At 63.0% G+C, this 19,654-nt stretch carries 17 protein-coding genes; 6 read left to right on the top strand and 11 right to left on the bottom strand.

Annotated features, from left to right (window positions below; all coding sequences use genetic code 11):
- On the bottom strand, window positions 1–1,674 hold the full coding sequence (locus LGQ10_RS20170; protein ID WP_226522992.1) for a putative bifunctional diguanylate cyclase/phosphodiesterase: 1,674 nt from the start codon (window positions 1,672–1,674) through the stop codon (window positions 1–3).
- A gap of 267 nt (window positions 1,675–1,941) precedes the next feature.
- Between LGQ10_RS20170 and rep the strand changes: the two genes are divergently transcribed.
- Complete coding sequence (rep, locus tag LGQ10_RS20165; protein WP_226522991.1) at window positions 1,942–3,951, top strand: DNA helicase Rep; 2,010 nt, start codon at window positions 1,942–1,944, stop codon at window positions 3,949–3,951.
- A gap of 56 nt (window positions 3,952–4,007) precedes the next feature.
- Window positions 4,008–4,580, top strand: coding sequence for a xanthine phosphoribosyltransferase (locus LGQ10_RS20160; protein ID WP_016968070.1), 573 nt, complete (start codon window positions 4,008–4,010; stop codon window positions 4,578–4,580).
- Between the two features lie 12 nt (window positions 4,581–4,592).
- On the opposite strand, the gene LGQ10_RS20155 is transcribed toward LGQ10_RS20160, so the two are convergent.
- From LGQ10_RS20155 to dadA, 6 genes are all read right to left on the bottom strand, one after another.
- On the bottom strand, window positions 4,593–6,515 hold the full coding sequence (locus tag LGQ10_RS20155) for an acetyl-CoA hydrolase/transferase C-terminal domain-containing protein (protein ID WP_226522990.1): 1,923 nt from the start codon (window positions 6,513–6,515) through the stop codon (window positions 4,593–4,595).
- A gap of 136 nt (window positions 6,516–6,651) precedes the next feature.
- Window positions 6,652–7,068 carry a c-type cytochrome gene (locus LGQ10_RS20150; protein WP_226522989.1) on the bottom strand — a complete coding sequence of 139 codons (417 nt, stop codon included), beginning with the start codon at window positions 7,066–7,068 and terminating at the stop codon, window positions 6,652–6,654.
- Window positions 7,069–7,250: 182 nt separating this feature from the next.
- Window positions 7,251–7,799 carry a cupin domain-containing protein gene (locus LGQ10_RS20145; RefSeq protein ID WP_226522988.1) on the bottom strand — a complete coding sequence of 183 codons (549 nt, stop codon included), beginning with the start codon at window positions 7,797–7,799 and terminating at the stop codon, window positions 7,251–7,253.
- Between the two features lie 131 nt (window positions 7,800–7,930).
- Window positions 7,931–9,004, bottom strand: coding sequence for an alanine racemase (gene alr / locus LGQ10_RS20140; RefSeq protein ID WP_226522987.1), 1,074 nt, complete (start codon window positions 9,002–9,004; stop codon window positions 7,931–7,933).
- Between the two features lie 94 nt (window positions 9,005–9,098).
- Window positions 9,099–9,452 carry a RidA family protein gene (locus LGQ10_RS20135; protein ID WP_058437489.1) on the bottom strand — a complete coding sequence of 118 codons (354 nt, stop codon included), beginning with the start codon at window positions 9,450–9,452 and terminating at the stop codon, window positions 9,099–9,101.
- Window positions 9,424–10,725, bottom strand: a complete 1,302-nt coding sequence (gene dadA / locus LGQ10_RS20130; protein ID WP_058437490.1) for a D-amino acid dehydrogenase — start codon at window positions 10,723–10,725, stop codon at window positions 9,424–9,426. Before dadA ends, LGQ10_RS20135 begins: the two co-directional genes overlap by 29 nt.
- A gap of 155 nt (window positions 10,726–10,880) precedes the next feature.
- Here dadA and LGQ10_RS20125 point away from each other — a divergent pair, with 155 nt between their 5' ends.
- Window positions 10,881–11,369: an Lrp/AsnC ligand binding domain-containing protein gene (locus LGQ10_RS20125; protein WP_058437491.1), complete on the top strand. Its 489-nt coding sequence runs from the start codon at window positions 10,881–10,883 to the stop codon at window positions 11,367–11,369.
- Window positions 11,370–11,373: 4 nt separating this feature from the next.
- Here LGQ10_RS20125 and LGQ10_RS20120 read toward each other — a convergent pair whose 3' ends face one another.
- On the bottom strand, window positions 11,374–11,727 hold the full coding sequence (locus LGQ10_RS20120; protein ID WP_226522986.1) for a YkgJ family cysteine cluster protein: 354 nt from the start codon (window positions 11,725–11,727) through the stop codon (window positions 11,374–11,376).
- 146 nt (window positions 11,728–11,873) lie between these two features.
- On the opposite strand from LGQ10_RS20120, the gene LGQ10_RS20115 reads away from it, so the two are divergent.
- Window positions 11,874–13,184: an NAD(P)/FAD-dependent oxidoreductase gene (locus LGQ10_RS20115; protein WP_058437492.1), complete on the top strand. Its 1,311-nt coding sequence runs from the start codon at window positions 11,874–11,876 to the stop codon at window positions 13,182–13,184.
- Between the two features lie 36 nt (window positions 13,185–13,220).
- On the opposite strand, the gene LGQ10_RS20110 is transcribed toward LGQ10_RS20115, so the two are convergent.
- Window positions 13,221–13,466: a DUF1127 domain-containing protein gene (locus LGQ10_RS20110; RefSeq protein ID WP_226522985.1), complete on the bottom strand. Its 246-nt coding sequence runs from the start codon at window positions 13,464–13,466 to the stop codon at window positions 13,221–13,223.
- 178 nt (window positions 13,467–13,644) lie between these two features.
- On the opposite strand from LGQ10_RS20110, the gene LGQ10_RS20105 reads away from it, so the two are divergent.
- The gene (locus LGQ10_RS20105) at window positions 13,645–15,069 is read left to right on the top strand and encodes a PLP-dependent aminotransferase family protein (RefSeq protein ID WP_058437493.1); all 1,425 of its coding nucleotides are present in this window, start codon (window positions 13,645–13,647) and stop codon (window positions 15,067–15,069) included.
- A gap of 56 nt (window positions 15,070–15,125) precedes the next feature.
- Complete coding sequence (locus LGQ10_RS20100; protein WP_058437494.1) at window positions 15,126–16,694, top strand: phospholipase D family protein; 1,569 nt, start codon at window positions 15,126–15,128, stop codon at window positions 16,692–16,694.
- A 3-nt stretch (window positions 16,695–16,697) separates the two neighbouring features.
- On the opposite strand, the gene LGQ10_RS20095 is transcribed toward LGQ10_RS20100, so the two are convergent.
- Window positions 16,698–17,849, bottom strand: coding sequence for an MFS transporter (locus LGQ10_RS20095; RefSeq protein ID WP_226522984.1), 1,152 nt, complete (start codon window positions 17,847–17,849; stop codon window positions 16,698–16,700).
- 122 nt (window positions 17,850–17,971) lie between these two features.
- Window positions 17,972–19,465, bottom strand: coding sequence for an aldehyde dehydrogenase (locus LGQ10_RS20090; protein WP_226522983.1), 1,494 nt, complete (start codon window positions 19,463–19,465; stop codon window positions 17,972–17,974).
- Between the last annotated feature and the right edge of the window lie 189 nt (window positions 19,466–19,654).

Here is a 19,654-nt window from a genome sequence, read left to right as displayed (position 1 = left end):
TCAGATCACTTCTTCCTGGAGTGAGCGCTGGCTGCTGCCGAAGGTCAGGTACTCCACCAGCTCAGCCAGCGGCAGCGGCTTGCTGATCAGGTAGCCCTGGGCCTGGTCGCAGCCGAAGTCACGCAGCAACGCCAGTTGCTCGGCAGTCTCCACCCCTTCGGCCACCACCTCCAGGTTGAGGTTGTGGGCCAGGTTGATCATCGCGTGGACCAGCTTGCGATTTTCCTCGCGTTGCTCCATGCCGCCGACAAAACTCTTGTCCACCTTGAGCAGGGCGATCGGCAAGCTGTTGAGGTGCACGAAGGAGGAGAAACCAGTGCCGAAGTCGTCCAGGGAAAAACGCACGCCCAGGCGGCCCAGGGCATCCATGGTCTGCTTCACCAGATCGCTGCGACGCATCACGGCAGTCTCGGTCAGCTCGAACTCCAGCCACTGCGCCTCGACTCCGCGCTCGGCGATCAGCCGGCTCAGGGTCGAGAGCAATTGGCTGTCCTGGAACTGGCGGAACGACAGGTTGACCGCCATGTGCAGCGGTGCCAGCTCGCGCTCGCGCAGGGCCTGCATATCCCGCAGGGCCCGGGAAATGACCCAGTAGCCCAGGGGCACGATCAACCCGCTCTGCTCGGCCAGCGGCACGAACTCGCTGGGCGGCAACAGGCCGCGCTCGCCATGGCGCCAGCGCACCAGGGCCTCGAGGCCGACGATCTTGCCGTCATGCAGGTTCAACCGTGGCTGGTAGTGCAGTTCCAGCTCGTCGCGACGCAGCGCCCGGCGCAGTTCACTTTCCAGGTCGGCAAGGCTGCGGGCGTTGCGGTTGATCCGTTCGTTGAAGATATGAAAGGTACAGCCCTGGGTGCTCTTGGCTTGCTGCATGGCGATATGCGCATGCCACATCAGCGGGTCGGCCCCGGCGTTGGCGCGAGCATGGGCGATCCCCAGGCTGCAACCGATCAACAAGCTTTCGCCGTCGATCCAGTAAGGTTCCGCCATGGCCTCGGTGATGCGCTCGGCCATCCATTCAGCCCGCTGCGGGGCACGGCGGGTGTCGATCAACAAGGCGAATTCGTCGCTGCCCAGGCGGGCCAGTTGGTCACCGGCCTCCAGCTGGCTCTTGAGCCGCGAGACCACCTGCAGGATCAGCCGGTCGCCGGCCTGGTGGCCCAGGGCATCGTTGGCGTGACGAAAGTTGTCCAGATCCAGGTGGCCCAGAGCCAGGCCACGACCGTCGTTTTCCGCCAGGCGTGCGGCCAGCAGGGTCTGGAAACCCTGGCGGTTGGCGATACCGGTCAGCGGGTCCTGTTCGGCCAGGCGCTGCAGGGTGTTTTCCAGCACGCCGCGCTCACGCACATGGCGCAGGCAACGGCGCAAGGCATCGGTGCTCAGGCAAGAACCCACCAGCCAGTCGCTGACGCCCACCGGCGCTACCGAGGGCTCATGATCCAGCAACAGGACTGTGGGCAAACTGCAACGCCCGGGACCGGGCTGCAGGTGTGGAATAGTCAACAGGACCGCATTGCGATCGTCTTCGAACAAACGACTGACCGACTCCCAACTGGAAGCACTGATCAGTACCACCGAGTCTCCCAACGGAGCGACACACTCGCGCAACAACGCTGTCCACACCGGCTCTTGAGCCAGGAGCAGCACACGCAAGGGTTCGACAGGCTTGGACAAGCTAGCTCCCTAGACTCTGCAAAAAAGTTGGCGGCGGGCATTATGGCGCGCAAACGGACAATATCAATTGATACTGATTATCATACGCAGTTTCTTGTACCGCTCTAACTCGAACATTAGACGCATATTTAGCGCGCATCCTGCGGGAAAGTATCAAAACCGGCAAATTTAGATCGCGTTATGCGTCACAAGTCGGAGAGAGGCAGCAGAATCTGTTCATCCTGTTAAAATGCCCGCCCTTTTCGTAACCGACCCCTTTTTACCGTCATGTCCCGACTCAATCCCCGGCAACAAGAAGCCGTGAACTACGTCGGCGGCCCTCTTTTGGTGCTCGCCGGTGCAGGCTCCGGCAAGACCAGCGTGATCACCCGCAAGATCGCCCACCTGATCCAGAACTGCGGGATCCGCGCTCAGTACATCGTCGCCATGACTTTCACCAACAAGGCGGCACGGGAAATGAAGGAGCGGGTCGGCACCTTGCTGCGCAGCGGCGAGGGGCGCGGCCTGACGGTGTCGACCTTCCATAACCTGGGCCTGAACATCATCCGCAAGGAGCATGGACGGCTGGGCTACAAGCCGGGCTTCTCGATCTTCGACGAGACCGACGTCAAGGCCCTGATGACCGACATCATGCAGAAGGAGTACTCCGGGGACGACGGCGTCGACGAGATCAAGAACATGATCGGTGCCTGGAAGAATGACCTGATCCTGCCTCCCCAGGCCCTGGAAAATGCGCGCAATCCCAAGGAGCAGACCGCAGCGATCGTCTACACCCACTACCAGCGCACGCTCAAGGCGTTCAACGCGGTGGACTTCGACGATCTGATCCTGCAGCCGGTGAAGCTGTTCGAGGAACACCCCGACATCCTCGAGAAGTGGCAGAACAAGGTGCGCTACTTGCTGGTGGACGAATACCAGGACACCAACGCCAGCCAGTACCTGCTGGTGAAGATGCTCATCGGCACGCGCAACCAGTTCACCGTGGTGGGCGATGACGACCAGTCGATCTACGCCTGGCGCGGTGCCCGGCCGGAAAACCTGATGCTGCTCAAGGACGACTACCCGTCCTTGAAAGTGGTGATGCTGGAGCAGAACTACCGCTCCACCAGCCGCATCCTGCGGTGCGCCAACGTGCTGATCTCCAACAACCCCCACGAATTCGAAAAGCAGCTGTGGAGCGAGATGGGCCACGGCGACGAGATCCGCGTGATCCGCTGCAAGAACGAGGACGCCGAGGCCGAGCGGGTAGCCATGGAGATCCTGACCCTGCACCTGCGCACCAACCGTCCCTACAGCGATTTTGCGATCCTGTACCGGGGCAACTACCAGGCCAAGCTGATCGAGCTGAAGCTGCAGCACCACCAGGTGCCCTATCGCCTGTCCGGGGGCAACAGCTTCTTCGGGCGCCAGGAAGTGAAGGACCTGATGGCCTACTTCCGCCTGATCGTGAACCCCGATGACGATAACGCCTTCCTGCGGGTGATCAACGTACCGCGCCGGGAAATCGGTTCCACGACCCTGGAGAAACTCGGCAACTATGCCACCGGGCGCGAAATCTCGATGTACGCCGCCACCGAGGAAATCGGCCTGGGCGAGCACCTGGACAGCCGCTTTACCGACCGCCTGGCACGCTTCAAGCGTTTCATGGACCGGGTCCGCGAGCAGTGCGCCGGCGAGGACCCGATCGGCGCCCTGCGCAGCATGATCATGGACATCGACTACGAGAACTGGCTGCGTACCAACAGTTCCAGCGACAAGGCCGCGGACTATCGGATGGGCAACGTCTGGTTCCTGATCGAGGCCTTGAAGAACACCCTGGAAAAGGACGAAGACGGCGAGATGACCGTCGAGGATGCCATCGGCAAGCTGGTCCTGCGCGACATGCTCGAACGCCAGCAAGAAGAGGAAGACGGTGCCGAAGGCGTGCAGATGATGACCCTGCATGCCTCCAAGGGCCTGGAGTTTCCCTACGTGTTCATCATGGGCATGGAAGAGGAAATCCTCCCCCATCGCTCCAGTATCGAAGCCGATACCATCGAAGAAGAACGGCGCCTGGCCTACGTGGGCATCACCCGCGCGCGCCAGACCCTGGCCTTCACCTTCGCGGCCAAGCGCAAGCAATACGGCGAAATCATCGACTGTGCGCCGAGCCGCTTTCTCGACGAACTGCCCCCCGACGACCTGGCCTGGGAAGGCACCGACGACACGCCGACCGAGGTCAAGGCCGTTCGCGGCAACAACGCTTTGGCAGATATACGCGCGATGTTAAAGCGGTAAAATCGACTATTTTTTAACAGACCTTTGGCCCAGAAGTGGCCAGTAGAGGAAGCTCCGTGGAAGCACTGCACAAGAAAATTCGCGAAGAAGGCATCGTGCTTTCCGATCAAGTACTGAAAGTCGACGCCTTTCTGAACCATCAGATCGATCCGCAGTTGATGAAATTGATCGGCGACGAATTTGCCACGCTGTTCAAGGACTCGGGCATCACCAAGATCGTGACCATCGAGGCCTCCGGCATCGCTCCGGCGATCATGACCGGCCTGAACCTGGGTGTACCGGTGATCTTCGCACGCAAGCACCAGTCCCTGACCCTGACCGAGAACCTGCTCTCGGCCACCGTCTACTCCTTCACCAAGCAAGTGGAAAGCACCGTGGCCATTTCCCCACGGCACCTGACCAGCAGCGACCGCGTGCTGATCATCGATGACTTCCTGGCCAACGGCAAAGCATCCCAGGCCCTGATCTCGATCATCAAGCAGGCCGGCGCCACCGTGGCGGGCCTGGGCATCGTGATCGAGAAGTCGTTCCAGGGCGGCCGCGCCGAGCTGGACGCCCAGGGCTACCGCGTGGAATCCCTGGCCCGGGTCAAGTCCCTGGCAGGCGGCGTGGTCACCTTCATCGAATAACCCGCACCCTGCTCACGACTGACGGGTGGCCTGCAGACCGGCCAGCAGGAAACGCTGGTACAGGTCTTCGCGCAGGCCCTCGGGTTTCTCCAGCTCCATGCGCGCCAAGTGCGCGGGATATGCCTCGGGCTCCGGCGCGTCGAGCGCCGCCTTGCCCAGCTCGAGGATTTCACTGAGCTTGAACTTGCTCTTGAGCCAGTTCAGCGCCCGCAGCAGGTCGCGCTCCTGGGCAGTGAAGTCGCTGCCCAGCGGATACTCCGGAAACAGATGACGATGGCGCGCCTGTGTCGCTTGCAGACGCTGCGGGCTGTTGTCGGTGAAACGTGGGTCCAGACGGAAGTCCCTGGGCAGCTTGCCGGATTTCTGTGCCTGCTCCATCAGCCCTGGCTGGAAGCGCGAATCGGTGATGTTGAGCAGCGCCTCGATGACCTTCGCATCCGATTTGCCTCGCAAGTCGGCAATCCCGTACTCGGTGATGACAATGTCCCGCAGATGACGCGGAATGGTGCAGTGGCCGTATTCCCAGACAATATTGGAACTGACCTCCCCCGCCGATTCGCGCCAGCTGCGCAGGATCAGCACCGAGCGGGCATCGGCCAGGGCATGGCCCTGGGCGACGAAGTTGTACTGCCCGCCCACACCGCTCAGTACTCGTCCGTCCTGTAGCTGATCGGACACCGCGGCTCCCAGCAAGGTCATGGTGAATGCGCTGTTGATGAAGCGTGCATCGCGCCGCTGCAGGCGCTTGAGCTCCTCGTTGCCATACAGCTCGTTGATGTAGCTGATGGCGCTCATGTTGAATTGTGCCAGCCTGTCCCTGGGCAGCTCGCGCAAGCGCTGGTAGAAACTGCGCGGTCCCAGGAAGAACCCACCGTGGATCACGACGCCCCCCTCTGTGGTCGGGTCCAGGGTGCCGGCGTTGGCCTGCTGCTGCAGCGCCACACTCGAGTAGACCTTGCGCCGCACAATGCCGGCATCGGCCAGGGCCAGCAGGCCATTGACGAACATTTCGCTGCAGCCATAGAGCCCCTGGGCAAATGGTTCGACCCCACCTTCGCGATCGATCAAGGACTGCCAGTGGTCCACCTGCAAATCCGCCAGCAAGGCACGATATCCCTCGTTGTCCGCCTGGCGGGCGAGCAAGGCGGCGGTCAGCGCATCCCCCATGGAGCCGATGCCGATCTGCAGGGTGCCGCCGTCGCGTACCAGGGTACTGGCGTGCAGGCCAATGCAATGGTCCTGCACGCCCACCGGCATATTCGGCGTGGAAAACAGCGTGCTGCGCTCTTCTTCGTCAATCAGCAGGTCGAAGTCGGCGGCGTCCACTTCGGCGTCGCCTGGCATGTAAGGCAGATCACTGTGGACCTGGCCCAGGATCAGGATGGTCTCTCCCGCTGCGCGACGCTTGGCGATCAGCGGCAGCATGTCCAGGGTGATGTCCGGATTGCAGCTCAGGCTCAGGTGATCGGGCCGTTGCGGATCGCGGGCCACCAGTTGGGCTACCAGGTTCAGGCCGGCGGCGTTGATGTCCCGGGCGGCATGACTGTAGTTGCTGCTGACGTAGTCCTGCTGCGCCGCCGCACTGTGCAGCAGGCTGCCCGGCTGCATGAAGAATTGCTCGACCCGGATGTTGGCCGGCAGGCTGTCGCGGTGCAGGTCAGCAAGAAAGTCCAGTTCGGGGTAATCACCGAACACCCGCTCGACGAAGGGTTCGAGAAAACGTCGCTGCAGGCCGTCGCCCAGGGCCGGGCGCCCAAGGCTCAAGGCGGTGTAGAGGGTCAGCTGGCGCTCGGGCAGTTGGGCCACGCGCCGGTACAGCGCATTGGCAAAACGGTTGGGCTTGCCCAGGCCCAGGGGCATGCCCATGTGGATGTGTTGCGGCAAGCGGGCGAGCACTTCATCCACCGCATGCTCGATGGAACAGGATTGCAGCATCTGACCCTCCAGGAACCGTCCGTGAATTGGGGTTGGACCGAGCTTGCCGGGAGTTTGCTGCATTGAACAGGGCACAGGTCAAATCGCGCCCACAAAAAAACCGCTCGTAAGCGGCTTTTTCGCTGAAGATGACCGCTTATTTCAAGCCGGACATTTTCTGGATGGCGCCCTTGAGTTCCTCATCGGAGCAGTCGGCGCAAGTACCCTTTGGAGGCATGGCGTTGATGCCGGTAATCGCCTTGGCCAGGATGCCGTCGAGGCCGCCCTGGTGATCGGCACGCTCTTTCCAGGCAGCTGTGTCACCAATTTTCGGTGCGCCCAGCAGGCCGCTGCCGTGGCACGCATTGCAGTGCTTGGCGATCACGTCGTCCGGAGTCTTGGCACCACCGCCACCACCTGTTGAGGCAGCGACCTCCATTCCCTTGCATTCCTGCCCCTGGACACAGACCTGACCAACAGGCTCGAGGCGCTTGGCGATATCGTCATTAGTCGCAGCTTGAGCGCTGACTGCCCAAAGGGCCAATACGGTTGCTGGTGCGGCCAGCATTTTCATAATTAGGTTCACGCGTACACCCTCAATGGTGGCTAGTCACGCCTGCGGCCACGGTTTCGCAGGCGGGCGAAAGTATAACGGTTAGCCCGTCACACTGAAACAACCCCAAAGTCGAAGGGGTCTTGATCGCGGCGAAATGTCGCTGAGAGCCTCGCTGCAAACCTTGCAGGACGCCTCCCGCTCTAGAAGTTGGCCGGGGTGGCTGCGCTGATTAGTCGCGCTGGCACATTGAAGGGATTGCGAAAACGGTGGGGCTTGGTGCTTTCGAAGTAGTAGCTGTCGCCCGCCTCGAGGATGAACGTCTCCAGCCCGACCACCAGTTCCAGGCGGCCTTCGAGCAGGATCCCGGTTTCCTCGCCGTCATGGGTGAGCATCTCTTCGCCGGTGTCGGCGCCCGGTGGGTAGATCTCGTTGAGAAAGGCGATGGCACGACTTGGATGGGCCCGACCTACCAACTTCATGGTCACGGCACCATCGGAGATGTCGATCAGTTCGTTGGCCTTGTAGACGATCTGCGAAGGGGTTTCCTGGAGAATTTCCTCGGAAAAGAACTCCACCATGGACATGGGGATACCGCCCAGCACCTTGCGCAGGGAGCTGATCGAAGGACTGACGCTGTTCTTCTCGATCATTGAAATGGTGCTATTGGTGACGCCCGCACGCTTGGCGAGTTCACGCTGGGACAGACCTTTCAGTTTACGGATGGATTGCAGTCGTTCACCGACGTCCAATACGGCAGTCTCCTAGGCGGGAATCAGGCGTTGTTGTAATTGAGCGTTATCATGGCGACAGCGTTCAGTATTTACAACACTTGGCCCGGATTCCCCCAGGATAGGCGACTTTCGGTGCAGGCCCCGGAAACTCAGCCTTCGCTGTACACCAGCGGCACTCGGCGCAGGTTGCAGAAGAACTGGTAAGGGATGGTGTCAGCAGCCAGGGCGACCTCGCTGGCGAGGATGTTCTTGCCCCACAGTTCCACGGTCGAACCCAGGCCGGCCTCGGGCACGTCCGTCAGGTCGACGCACAGCATGTCCATGGAAACCCTGCCCAGCAAGCGGCTGCGCTGGCCGGCCACCAGTACCGGGGTACCGGTACGTGCGTGGCGCGGATAACCATCGGCATAACCCATGGCGACCACACCGATGCGCATCGGCCTGTCGGTGATGAACTTGGCGCCGTAGCCAATGGGTTCGCCAGCGGGCAGCTCTCGCACGCAGATGACCTTGGACTCCAGGGTCATGACCGGCTGCAAGCGTTCTGCCAGTGGATTGGATTCTTCGAACGGCGTCGCCCCGTAGAGCATGATGCCCGGGCGCACCCAATCGCTGGGGGCACTCGGCCAGCCCATCACCGCCGGCGAATTGCGCAGGCTGACCTCGGCCCCCAGGCCCTGGCGAGCCGCTTCGAACACCGCGATCTGCTCGGTGCTGCTGGCGCAATCCAGTTCGTCGGCGCGGGCGAAGTGGCTCATCAGCACGATCTTCTCGACCTTGCCACTGGCCTGCAGCCGCTGGTAAGCCGCCTGGTAGTCCTTGGGATGCAGGCCGACCCGGTGCATGCCCGAGTCCAGCTTGAGCCAGACCGTCAACGGCCTGGACAGGCTCGCTTGTTCGATGGCTTCCAACTGCCACAGCGAGTGCACCACGCACCAGAAGTCATGCTCGATGATCAGCGGCAGCTCGGAGGCCTCGAAAAAACCTTCCAGCAACAGCACCGGGGCGCGAATACCCGCAGCGCGCAACTCCAGCGCCTCCTCGATGCAGGCCACGGCAAAACCGTCGGCGCAGTCCTCAAGGGCCTGGGCGCAGCGCACGGCGCCGTGGCCATAGGCATCGGCCTTGATCACCGCAAGGGCGCGGACGCCCGAGACTTCGCGGGCCAGTTGGTAGTTGTGGCGCAGGGCTTGGAGATCGATCAGGGCACGGGCAGGACGCATGGCGGCAGACTTCTAGGCGGTCATGGGAATAAAAACCGGTGCGCAATGGCGGCGAACCACCACCGGCACCGGGAGAGGGATCTTGTCGCTTTCCTTACGGCAGGGCGGCTACTACTGACAGTTCGACGAGGATTTCAGGCTCGCAGAGCTTGGACTCGACAGTGGCCCGGGCCGGAGCCACACCCTTGGGCAGCCACTGGTCCCAGACACTGTTCATGCCCTCGAAGTGCGCATCGATGTCCTTCAGGTAGATGGTCACCGACAGCAACCGGGTCTTGTCGGTACCGGCCAGGTCCAGCAGGCGTTCGATACTGGCCAGGGTTTCCCGGGTCTGTTGCTCGATCCCGGCCTCCAGGTTGTCCCCAACCTGTCCGGACAGGTAGACCGTACTACCGTGAACAACGATCTGACTCATGCGCTCATTGGTGAGCTGGCGCTGGATTGACATGCTTAGCTGACTCCTCATGGTTGCCATAACGGGAAATGTCGAGGCCCTCGGCGCTGATCTGTGGCTGTTTCTTGGCCATCAGGTCCGCCAGCAGGCGACCCGAACCGCAGGCCATGGTCCAGCCGAGAGTGCCGTGGCCGGTGTTCAGGAACAGATTGCGATACGGCGTGGCGCCAACGATCGGCGTGCCGTCCGGGGTAGTGGGACGCAGCCCGGTCCAGAAACTGGCCTGGGACAGGTCGCCGCCTTGAGGATAGAGGTCGTTGACGATCATCTCCAGCGTTTCGCGCCGACGCGGATTCAACGACAGGTCGAAACCGGCGATCTCGGCCATGCCGCCGACCCGGATACGGTTGTCGAAGCGGGTGATCGCGACCTTGTAGGTTTCGTCCAGGATGGTGGAAGTCGGGGCCATGGCCGGGTTGGTGATCGGCACAGTCAGCGAGTAACCCTTGAGCGGATACACCGGCGCCTTGATACCCAGTGGCTTGAGCAATTGCGGCGAGTAGCTGCCCAGGGCCAGCACGTAGCGGTCGGCGGTTTCCAGCTTGCCATCGATCCACACGCCGTTGATCCGGTCACCGGCGAAGTCCAGGCGCTGGATGTCCTGGCCGAAGCGGAACTCCACGCCCAGCTTGACCGCCATTTCCGCCAGTCGGGTGGTGAACACCTGGCAGTCGCCAGTCTGGTCGTTGGGCAGGCGCAGGGCACCGGCGAGGATATTGGTAACGTTGGCCAGGGCCGGCTCGACCCGGGCGATGCCTTCGCGATCCAGCAGTTCGAACGGCACGCCGGACTCCTTGAGCACGGCGATATCCTTGGCTGCACCGTCCAGTTGCGCCTGGGTACGGAACAGCTGGGTGGTTCCCAGGCTGCGGCCTTCATAGGCGATGCCGGTTTCGGCTCGCAGTTCGTCGAGGCAGTCGCGGCTGTATTCGGACAGGCGCACCATGCGCTCTTTGTTCACGGCATAGCGGCTGGCGGTGCAGTTGCGCAGCATCTGCGCCATCCACAGATACTGGTCGACGTTGGCGGTGGCCTTGATCGCCAGTGGAGCGTGACGTTGCAGCAACCACTTGATGGCCTTGAGCGGCACGCCCGGGGCGGCCCAGGGCGAGGCATAACCAGGCGATACCTGGCCGGCGTTGGCGAAACTGGTTTCCATGGCAACAGCAGGCTGACGGTCCACCACGGTCACTTCGAATCCGGCCTGAGCCAGGTAATAGGCACTCGTGGTTCCGATAACGCCACTGCCCAAGACCAGAACGCGCATTTTCATATCCTCATCGCGGCTGACCGCCGACGGTTGTTATTCGAAGCAAAGATGCGCGCAGTGTAAGAAACATCAGGCAGTGATTTTCACTATATAAGCGCCTATATTTGGCGAGAATTCTCGGCAATATCGCTTTTCACGGAGGGGCATCCCCTATGAGAACCAATCATCAGACCCGACGCGCCCTGGACAAGATCGACCGCAACATCTTGCGGGTGCTGCAGGCCGACGGGCGCATTTCCTTCACCGAACTGGGGGAACGGGTCGGACTCTCCACCACCCCTTGTACCGAACGGGTGCGACGCCTGGAGCGCGAGGGAATCATCATGGGCTACAACGCCCGCCTCAACCCCCAGCACCTCAAGGGCAGCCTGCTGGTGTTCGTCGAGATCAGCCTGGACTACAAGTCCGGCGATACCTTCGAGGAGTTCCGCCGGGCAGTGCTGAAGTTGCCCCATGTGCTGGAGTGCCACCTGGTGTCCGGCGACTTCGACTACCTGGTCAAGGCGCGCATTTCGGAGATGGCTTCGTACCGCAAGTTGCTGGGCGACATCCTGCTCAAGCTGCCGCACGTGCGCGAATCCAAGAGCTACATCGTGATGGAGGAAGTGAAGGAGAGCCTGAGCCTGCCGATCCCGGATTGACGGACTAGACCAGTATCTGGCGCTGGCTGGCCATGTAGTCGTGGATCTGCTTTTCGACTTGTGGATGGATCATCTCCACCGGGCGCCGGCCATTGGGGCAAGGCAGGCTTGGGGTGGTGCCGAACAGACGGCAGATCAGCGGGCGCTCGTCATACACGGTGCAACCCTGGGGCCCCAGGTGCACACAGTCCAGCACGGCCATGGCCGCATCCTGCTCGGCGGCGGTCTTGCGCGGCAGCCGGGACATTTCCTCAGGCGACGTAGTGACCGGGCCGCAACAGTCGTGACAGCCCGGCACACATTCGAAGGAAGGAATCTGCTGGCGCAGGCTACGGACGGTCTGACGGTTACAGCTCATGAAAAGGGCTACCAGGCGCATGGATGACCGGGGATTTTGCCTCAAATCACCCTGTTCGGTCAGCGCTGACCGCTCTGCGGTTGCCCCACCGGAAAGGCGCGGATTATCCTCCGTCAATTTTCCCCTACCCGATCAGGACGCCCTCAATGCCTGCCAGCCTCCAGCACACCGCCAGCGACCGGCACCCCGCCTCCTACTACGCGGCCAGCAGCCTGCCGCAAACGGACTATCCGGCGCTGGCGGGCGAGCAGGTCGCGGACGTGTGCGTGGTCGGCGGCGGATTCTCGGGGCTCAATACCGCGCTGGAGCTGGCCGAGCGCGGGCTCAGCGTGATTCTCCTGGAGGCCCGCCGGATCGGCTGGGGCGCCAGCGGACGCAATGGCGGGCAGCTGATTCGCGGCGTCGGCCACGGCCTCGACCAGTTCACCAAGGTGATCGGCCAGGACGGCGTGCGGCAGATGAAGCTCATGGGCCTGGAGGCGGTGGAAATCGTCCGCCAGCGCATCGAGCGCTTCCAGATTCCCTGCGACCTGACCTGGGGCTACTGCGACCTGGCCAACAAACCTGCCGACCTCGAGGGTTTTGCCGAAGACGCCGAGGAGCTGCGCAGCCTGGGCTACCGTCACCAGACCCGCCTGCTGCAAGCCGATGAAATGCACGGTGTGGTGGGTTCCAGGCGTTACGTCGGCGGCCTGGTCGACATGGGTTCCGGCCACCTGCACCCACTGAACCTGGCCCTGGGCGAAGCCCGGGCCGCCGAGCAACTGGGGGTACGCCTGTTCGAGCACTCTTGCGTGACCCGCATCGACTACGGCGCCGAGATCAAGGTGCATGCGGCACAGGGCACGGTGCGCGCCAGGACCCTGGTCCTGGGCTGCAACGCCTACCTCAACGACCTCAACCCGCAACTGGGGGGCAAAGTCCTGCCGGCCGGCAGCTACATCATCGCCACCGAGCCCCTGAGCCCGGACCTGGCTCGGGAACTGTTGCCGCAGAACATGGCCGTCTGCGACCAACGGGTGGCACTGGACTACTACCGCCTCTCGGCCGACCGGCGCCTTCTGTTCGGTGGGGCCTGCCACTACTCCGGACGCGACCCCAGGGACATTGCCGCCTACATGCGGCCAAAGATGCTCGACGTGTTCCCGCAACTGGCAGGAGTGAAGATCGACTACCAGTGGGGCGGCATGATCGGCATCGGCGCCAACCGCCTGCCACAGATCGGCCGGCTCAAGGAGCAACCCAATGTGTACTACGCCCAGGCCTACTCCGGCCACGGGGTGAATGCCACGCACCTGGCGGGCAAGCTTCTGGGCGAGGCTATCAGCGGCCAGCACAGCGGCGGTTTCGACCTGTTCGACAAAGTGCCGCACATCACCTTCCCTGGCGGCAAGCACCTGCGCTCGCCGCTGCTGGCCCTGGGCATGCTCTGGCATCGCCTGAAAGAGCTGGCCTGAGCGACCCGGGAACCTGCTGCGGCCTGCCGCGTCCGGCTACTGGCGCCAGAAGGACTTGAGCCCCTCCTCCCGTGCCTCATCAGGGGTCAGGCCGATATCCCGCAGTTGTTCGGGGGGCAACTCCAACAGGGCCTTGCGAGTACACAGTCGATGCCAGTACAGGCCCCAGCGACCCAGGCCGGACGGCGCAGAACGCGAAGACACCCGCTCTGTTGCCTGCTCCTGCTCAGCCACCAGTTCCTGACTGTGTAACGACAGCCGCACATCGCTCAAGCCGTTCATTTGCATTGCTCCTGTTGCTCAAGTTGCCATGAGTCAACATGATGCTGGGCAAGCAAAAACCATTACAGACCCAAAGCAACTGTATTAACTCCATACAGATTTACCCGAAATACGGCTGAATCCTGTATTTTCACCCCATCTGTACCGGTTCCCACGACCATCACCGTGAGTCAATGCCATGACCCTCTATGTGAACCTTGCCGAACTGCTCGGCACCCGCATCGAACAGGGCTTCTACCGCCCGGGCGACCGACTGCCGTCGGTACGTGCCCTGAGCGTGGAGCACGGGGTCAGCCTGAGCACCGTACAGCAGGCCTATCGCCTGCTGGAGGACAACGGCCTGGCGATGCCCAAGCCCAAGTCGGGATACTTCGTCCCCCCCAGCCGCGAGCTGCCCGCCCTGCCAGCGGTGGGGCGCCCGGCACAGCGGCCGGTGGAAATTTCCCAGTGGGACCAGGTGCTGGAACTGATCCGCTCGGTACCTCGCAAGGATGTCGTTCAGCTGGGACGCGGCATGCCGGACATCACCACGCCGACCATGAAACCGCTGTTGCGGGCCCTGGCCCGGCTCAGCCGACGCCAGGACATGCCCGGCCTGTACTACGACAACATCTACGGCGTGCTTGAGCTGCGCGAGCAGGTGGCACGGCTAATGCTGGATTCCGGCTGCCAGGTAGGGCCCAACGACCTGGTGATCACCACCGGTTGCCACGAGGCCCTGTCCACCAGCATCCGCGCCATCTGCCAGCCCGGGGACATCGTCGCCGTGGACTCGCCGAGCTTCCACGGTGCCATGCAGACCCTCAAGGGGCTGGGCATGAAGGCCCTGGAAATTCCCACCGACCCGGTCACCGGCATCAGCCTGGAAGCCCTGGAACTGGCCCTGGAGCAATGGCCGATCAAGGCCATACAGTTGACTCCCAACTGCAACAACCCCCTGGGCTACATCATGCCCGAGTCGCGCAAGCGCGATCTGTTGACCCTGGCCCAGCGCTTCGACGTGGCGATCATCGAGGACGATGTGTATGGCGAACTGGCCTATACCTATCCACGCCCAAGGAGCATCAAGTCCTTCGACGATGATGGACGCGTCCTGCTGTGCAGTTCGTTCTCGAAAACCCTGGCGCCCGGCCTGCGCATCGGTTGGGTCGCGCCCGGACGCTACCTGGAGCGGGTCCTGCACATGAAGTACATCAGCACCGGCTCCACCGCACCGCAACCCCAGGTCGCCATCGCCGAATTCCTCAAGGGCGGCCACTTCGAACCCCACCTGCGCAAGATGCGCAGCCAGTACCAGCGCAATCGCGACCTGATGCTCGACTGGGTCAGCCGCTACTTCCCCGCCGGTACCCGCGCCAGCCGCCCGCAAGGCAGCTTCCTGCTGTGGATCGAACTTCCCGAGCGCTTCGACTCTCTGAAGCTCAATCGGATCCTGCTGGACCAGGGTGTGCAGATTGCCGTGGGCAGCATATTTTCCGCCTCGGGCAAGTACCGCAATTGCCTGCGGATGAACTACGCTGCCAAACCAACCCCGCAGATCGAGGACGCGGTACGCAAGGTCGGTGCCGCAGCCGGCCGGCTGCTCAGCGAACCCAGGGACTGACGCCCACTCCTTCGCCCCAAGCCAGGCATGCATGCCGTGATACGAGATGACCCGACTTGAGTCACAAACAGGCGTTTTCCCTGCTTCTGCTGCTGTGTCTCGGGCTCGGCGGCTGCGCGACCCTGCAAGCGCCAGCCCAGCCCAGCCAGGTGCTGCCCGCTGACGACTCGACGTTCGCCCAATCGATCAGGGCCCAGGCCTCTCCGTACCAGGGACGCTCGGGCTTTCGCCTCTTGCCCAACAGCACCGAAGCGTTCATGGCCCGGGCCGAACTGATCCGCAATGCGCAAAGCAGCCTCGACCTGCAGTACTACATCGTCCACGACGGCATCAGCACGCGGATGCTGGTGGACGAATTGCTCAAGGCCGCCGATCGCGGTGTGCGGGTGCGCATCCTGCTGGACGACACCACCAGCGACGGCCTGGACCAGATCATCGCCACCCTCGCCGCCCATCCACAGATCCAGATCCGCCTGTTCAACCCCCTGCACCTGGGCCGCAGCACCGGCGTCACCCGGACCATGGGGCGCCTGTTCAATCTGTCGCAGCAACATCGACGGATGCACAACAAGCTCTGGCTGGCCGACAACAGCGTGGCCATTGTCGGCGGGCGCAACCTGGGGGATGAGTACTTCGACGCCGAACCCAACCTGAACTTCACCGACATCGACATGCTCAGTGTCGGCCCGGTCGCCGAGCAACTGGGCCACAGCTTCGACCAGTACTGGAACAGCGCCCTGAGCAAACCAGTGGATGAGTTCCTCTCTCGCACACCGTCGGCCAGTGACCTGCGCAACACCCGCCTGCGCCTGGATGAGTCGCTGCAGGACAGCCGACGGCAGAACCAGGCGCTGTATCGACAGCTGATGACCTACCAGACCCAGCCGCGCATGACGCTCTGGCGCAAGGAACTGATCTGGGCCTGGAACCAGGCCCTGTGGGATGCGCCGGCCAAGGTCCTGGCCAAGGGTGACCCCGACCCGCACCTGCTGCTGACGACCCAGTTGGCCCCGGAGCTGGAGGGCGTCGGCAGGGAGCTGATCATGGTCTCGGCCTACTTCGTTCCCGGCCAGTCCGGGTTGCTGTACCTGACTGGCCGGGCCGATGCCGGAGTTTCGGTAAGCCTTCTGACCAATTCCCTGGAGGCCACCGATGTACCCGTGGTGCACGGTGGCTACGCGCCCTATCGCAAGGCGCTGCTGGAACATGGAGTCAAGCTCTATGAGTTGCGTCGCCAGCCTGGAGAGCGCGGCGGCAGCGGTCCACGGCTGTTCCACAGCGGCTCTGTGCACGGCTCCGACTCCAGCCTGCACAGCAAGGCGATGATCTTCGACCGGCGCAAGAGCTTCATCGGCTCATTCAACTTCGATCCGCGCTCGGTGCTGTGGAACACCGAGGTCGGAGTGCTGGTGGACAGCCCGGAGCTGGCCGGCCATGTCCGCGAGCTGGCCCGACAAGGCATGGCGCCGGCCCTGAGCTATGAAGTCAGGCTGGAGGACGGCAAGCTGGCCTGGGTCACCGAGGACCAGGGCCAGTTGCACAGCCTGGATCATGAGCCCGGCAGTTGGTGGCGTCGCCTCAACGCCTGGCTGAGCACTCGCATCGGCTTGGAGCGCATGTTGTAGCGGCTACAAGGGCTGCGCCTGGGGATTACCGAAGGCCCCCTGGCGCATCAGCAGGAGCAGCAGCCCGAACGCGCCGGCCGCTACCAGCAGCAACATGGCATGGCCACTGATCCACTGGCTGGCTGCCCCCGCCACCAGCGGCCCGATCAGGCAACCAATGCCCCAGAGCTGCGCCACATGCGCATTGGCCCGCACCAGGGCATCGTCACGGTAACGCTCACCGATCAGGATCAGCGACAGGGTGAACAAACCACCTGCACTGGCCCCGAACAGTACCCACAGCGGCCAGATCAGCAAGCGATTATCCAGTAGCAGCGGAATGGCCAGGCTGGAGCACAACAGGATCACTGCACAACCGGTGAACAACCCGCGTCGCGATACCCGGTCGGCCAGGGCACCAATCGGTAGCTGCAGCAGGGCATCGCCTACCACTACCGTGCTGACCATCGCCAGGGCGATGTCCTCGCTGAAGCCCTGGCTCAGGCAATACACCGGCAACAGCGTAAGGATCAGCGCCTCGAAGGTGGCGAACAGGGCCACCGCCCAGCTGATGGCCGGCAGTGTCCTGCAGAACGACCAGAGGTCAACCAGCGTCACGCTGCACGACTCGGTGGAGGGTGCGCCGCTGCGCCCCCACAGCAATAATGGCGCTATGGTCAGCAGGCCGACCGAGACCCAGAACCCGTAATCGTGCCCGGTTCCCAGCACGCCCAGCAGCAGCGGCCCAGCCAGCTGGCTCAAGGCGTAACCACTGCCATACAGCGCCACCAGGCGTCCGCGCCACTGCTCCACCACCAATTGGTTGATCCAGCTTTCCCCGAGAATGAAGATGACCGTCAGCACTGTCCCCAGGACCAGGCGCAACACCAGCCACACCGGGTAACTGGGCAGCAGCGCCAGCAGGCCAATGGACAAGGCGCCTGCCCACAAGCACAGGCGCATCAGGCGGGCGGTACCGAAGCGGGCCGCCAGGCGGCTGGAAACCTTTGCCCCGAGCAATACCCCGATGGCCGGCATCGCGGCGACCACACCGATCGCAAAAGGTCCGTAGCCCCAGCCCTCGAGACGAAAGGACACCAGGGGCATGGTCATGCCCAGGGCCAGGCCCACGCTCAGAACGGCGGACAAAACGGCGAAATAGGTCGCCCAAGGCATTTCCACGCTCCTGTGGATCATTGTTCTGCAAGGCACAGACAACACAGCCGGACTTCCCCTGCGGAAAGTCCGGCTGTGCTGCGATCGGTCGCCCCTTCAGGGGCTGGCTTGTCGAGGAGGAATCAGAGCTTGATCCAGGTCGCCTTCAGCTCGGTGTACTTGTCGAATGCGTGCAGCGACTTGTCACGGCCGTTGCCCGATTGCTTGAAGCCACCGAACGGCGCGGTCATGTCGCCGCCGTCGTACTGGTTGACCCATACGCTGCCGGCACGCAGGGCCCGGGCGGTCTGGTGAGCCTTGGAGATGTTCGCGGTCCACACTGCAGCCGCCAGCCCGTAGGGGGTGTCGTTGGCAATCTGGATCGCCTCTTCCACGGTATCGAAAGCAATGACCGACAGCACCGGGCCGAAGATCTCCTCCTGGGCGATCTTCATCGCGTTGCTGACGCCGTCGAAAATCGTCGGCTCGACGTAGGTACCGCCAGTCTCCTCGAGGGTACGCTTGCCACCCGCCACCAGCTTTGCACCATCGGCATGACCGGCTTCGATGTAGGACAGCACGGTGTTCATCTGCTGGGTATCCACCAGAGCCCCGACATTGGTTGCCGGGTCCAGCGGGTTGCCCGGCTTCCAGCCCTTGAGGGCCTCGATCACCAGCGGCAGGAATTTATCCTTGATGGAGCGCTCCACCAGCAGGCGCGAGCCCGCGGTGCAGACCTCGCCCTGGTTGAAGGCAATGGCGCCAGCGGCGGATTCGGCGGCGGCCTGCAGGTCCGGGGCGTCGGCGAACACGATGTTCGGGCTCTTGCCGCCTGCCTCGAGCCAGACGCGCTTCATGTTCGACTCGCCGGAGTACACCAGCAGTTGCTTGGCGATCTTGGTGGAACCGGTGAATACCAGGGTGTCCACGTCCATGTGCAGGGCCAGGGCCTTGCCAACGGTATGACCGTAGCCTGGCAGGACGTTGAACACGCCGGCCGGGATGCCTGCCTCTACCGCCAGGGCAGCGATGCGGATAGCGGTCAGCGGCGACTTCTCCGAAGGCTTGAGGATCACCGAGTTGCCAGTGGACAGCGCCGGCCCCAGTTTCCAGCAGGCCATCATCAGCGGGAAGTTCCACGGCACGATGGCCGCGACCACGCCCACCGGCTCACGGGTGACCAGGCCGAGCTGGTCGTGGGGGGTGGCGGCGACTTCGTCATAGATCTTGTCGATGGCTTCGCCGCTCCAGCTCAGGGCCTGCGCCGCGCCGGGAACGTCGATCTCCAGGGAGTCGCTGATGGGCTTGCCCATGTCCAGGGTCTCCAGGAGCGCCAGCTCCTGGGCGTGCTGCTTGAGCAGGCCGGCAAAACGGATCATCACCGACTTGCGTTTGGCCGGGGCCAAGCGCGACCAGACTCCGGAGTTGAACGTGGCGCGGGCGTTTTCCACGGCGCGCTGGGCGTCCGCCGCGTCACAGCTGGCAATCGTGGCCAGCACGCGCCCATCTACCGGGCTGATGCATTCGAAGGTTTCACTGGAGGCGGAAGCGGTGTATTCGCCATTGATGTAGGCACGGCCTTCGATTTTCAGTTCGCGGGCGCGTTGTTCCCAGTCGGCACGAGTCAGGGTGGTCATACGAGTGTCCTCCTCTTATTTTGCATACAAGCGCCATGCGAGCTACGCCGGCACTCCCGAAGAATTCTGCCCGGCGCGTTTTCAGTCCAGGGCACCCGCCACCCTAAACCAGCGGGACCTGTACTTTCAATATATTTGACAGCCCCCCGGAAAACCGGATTGCTATGTGCATTTTAATAAACATAGACT

Origin of the sequence: Pseudomonas sp. L5B5 (assembly GCF_020520285.1) — a bacterium.
In the GTDB taxonomy this organism is placed as follows: Bacteria; Pseudomonadota; Gammaproteobacteria; order Pseudomonadales; family Pseudomonadaceae; genus Aquipseudomonas.
This window is presented reverse-complemented; position numbering and strand designations above follow the sequence as displayed.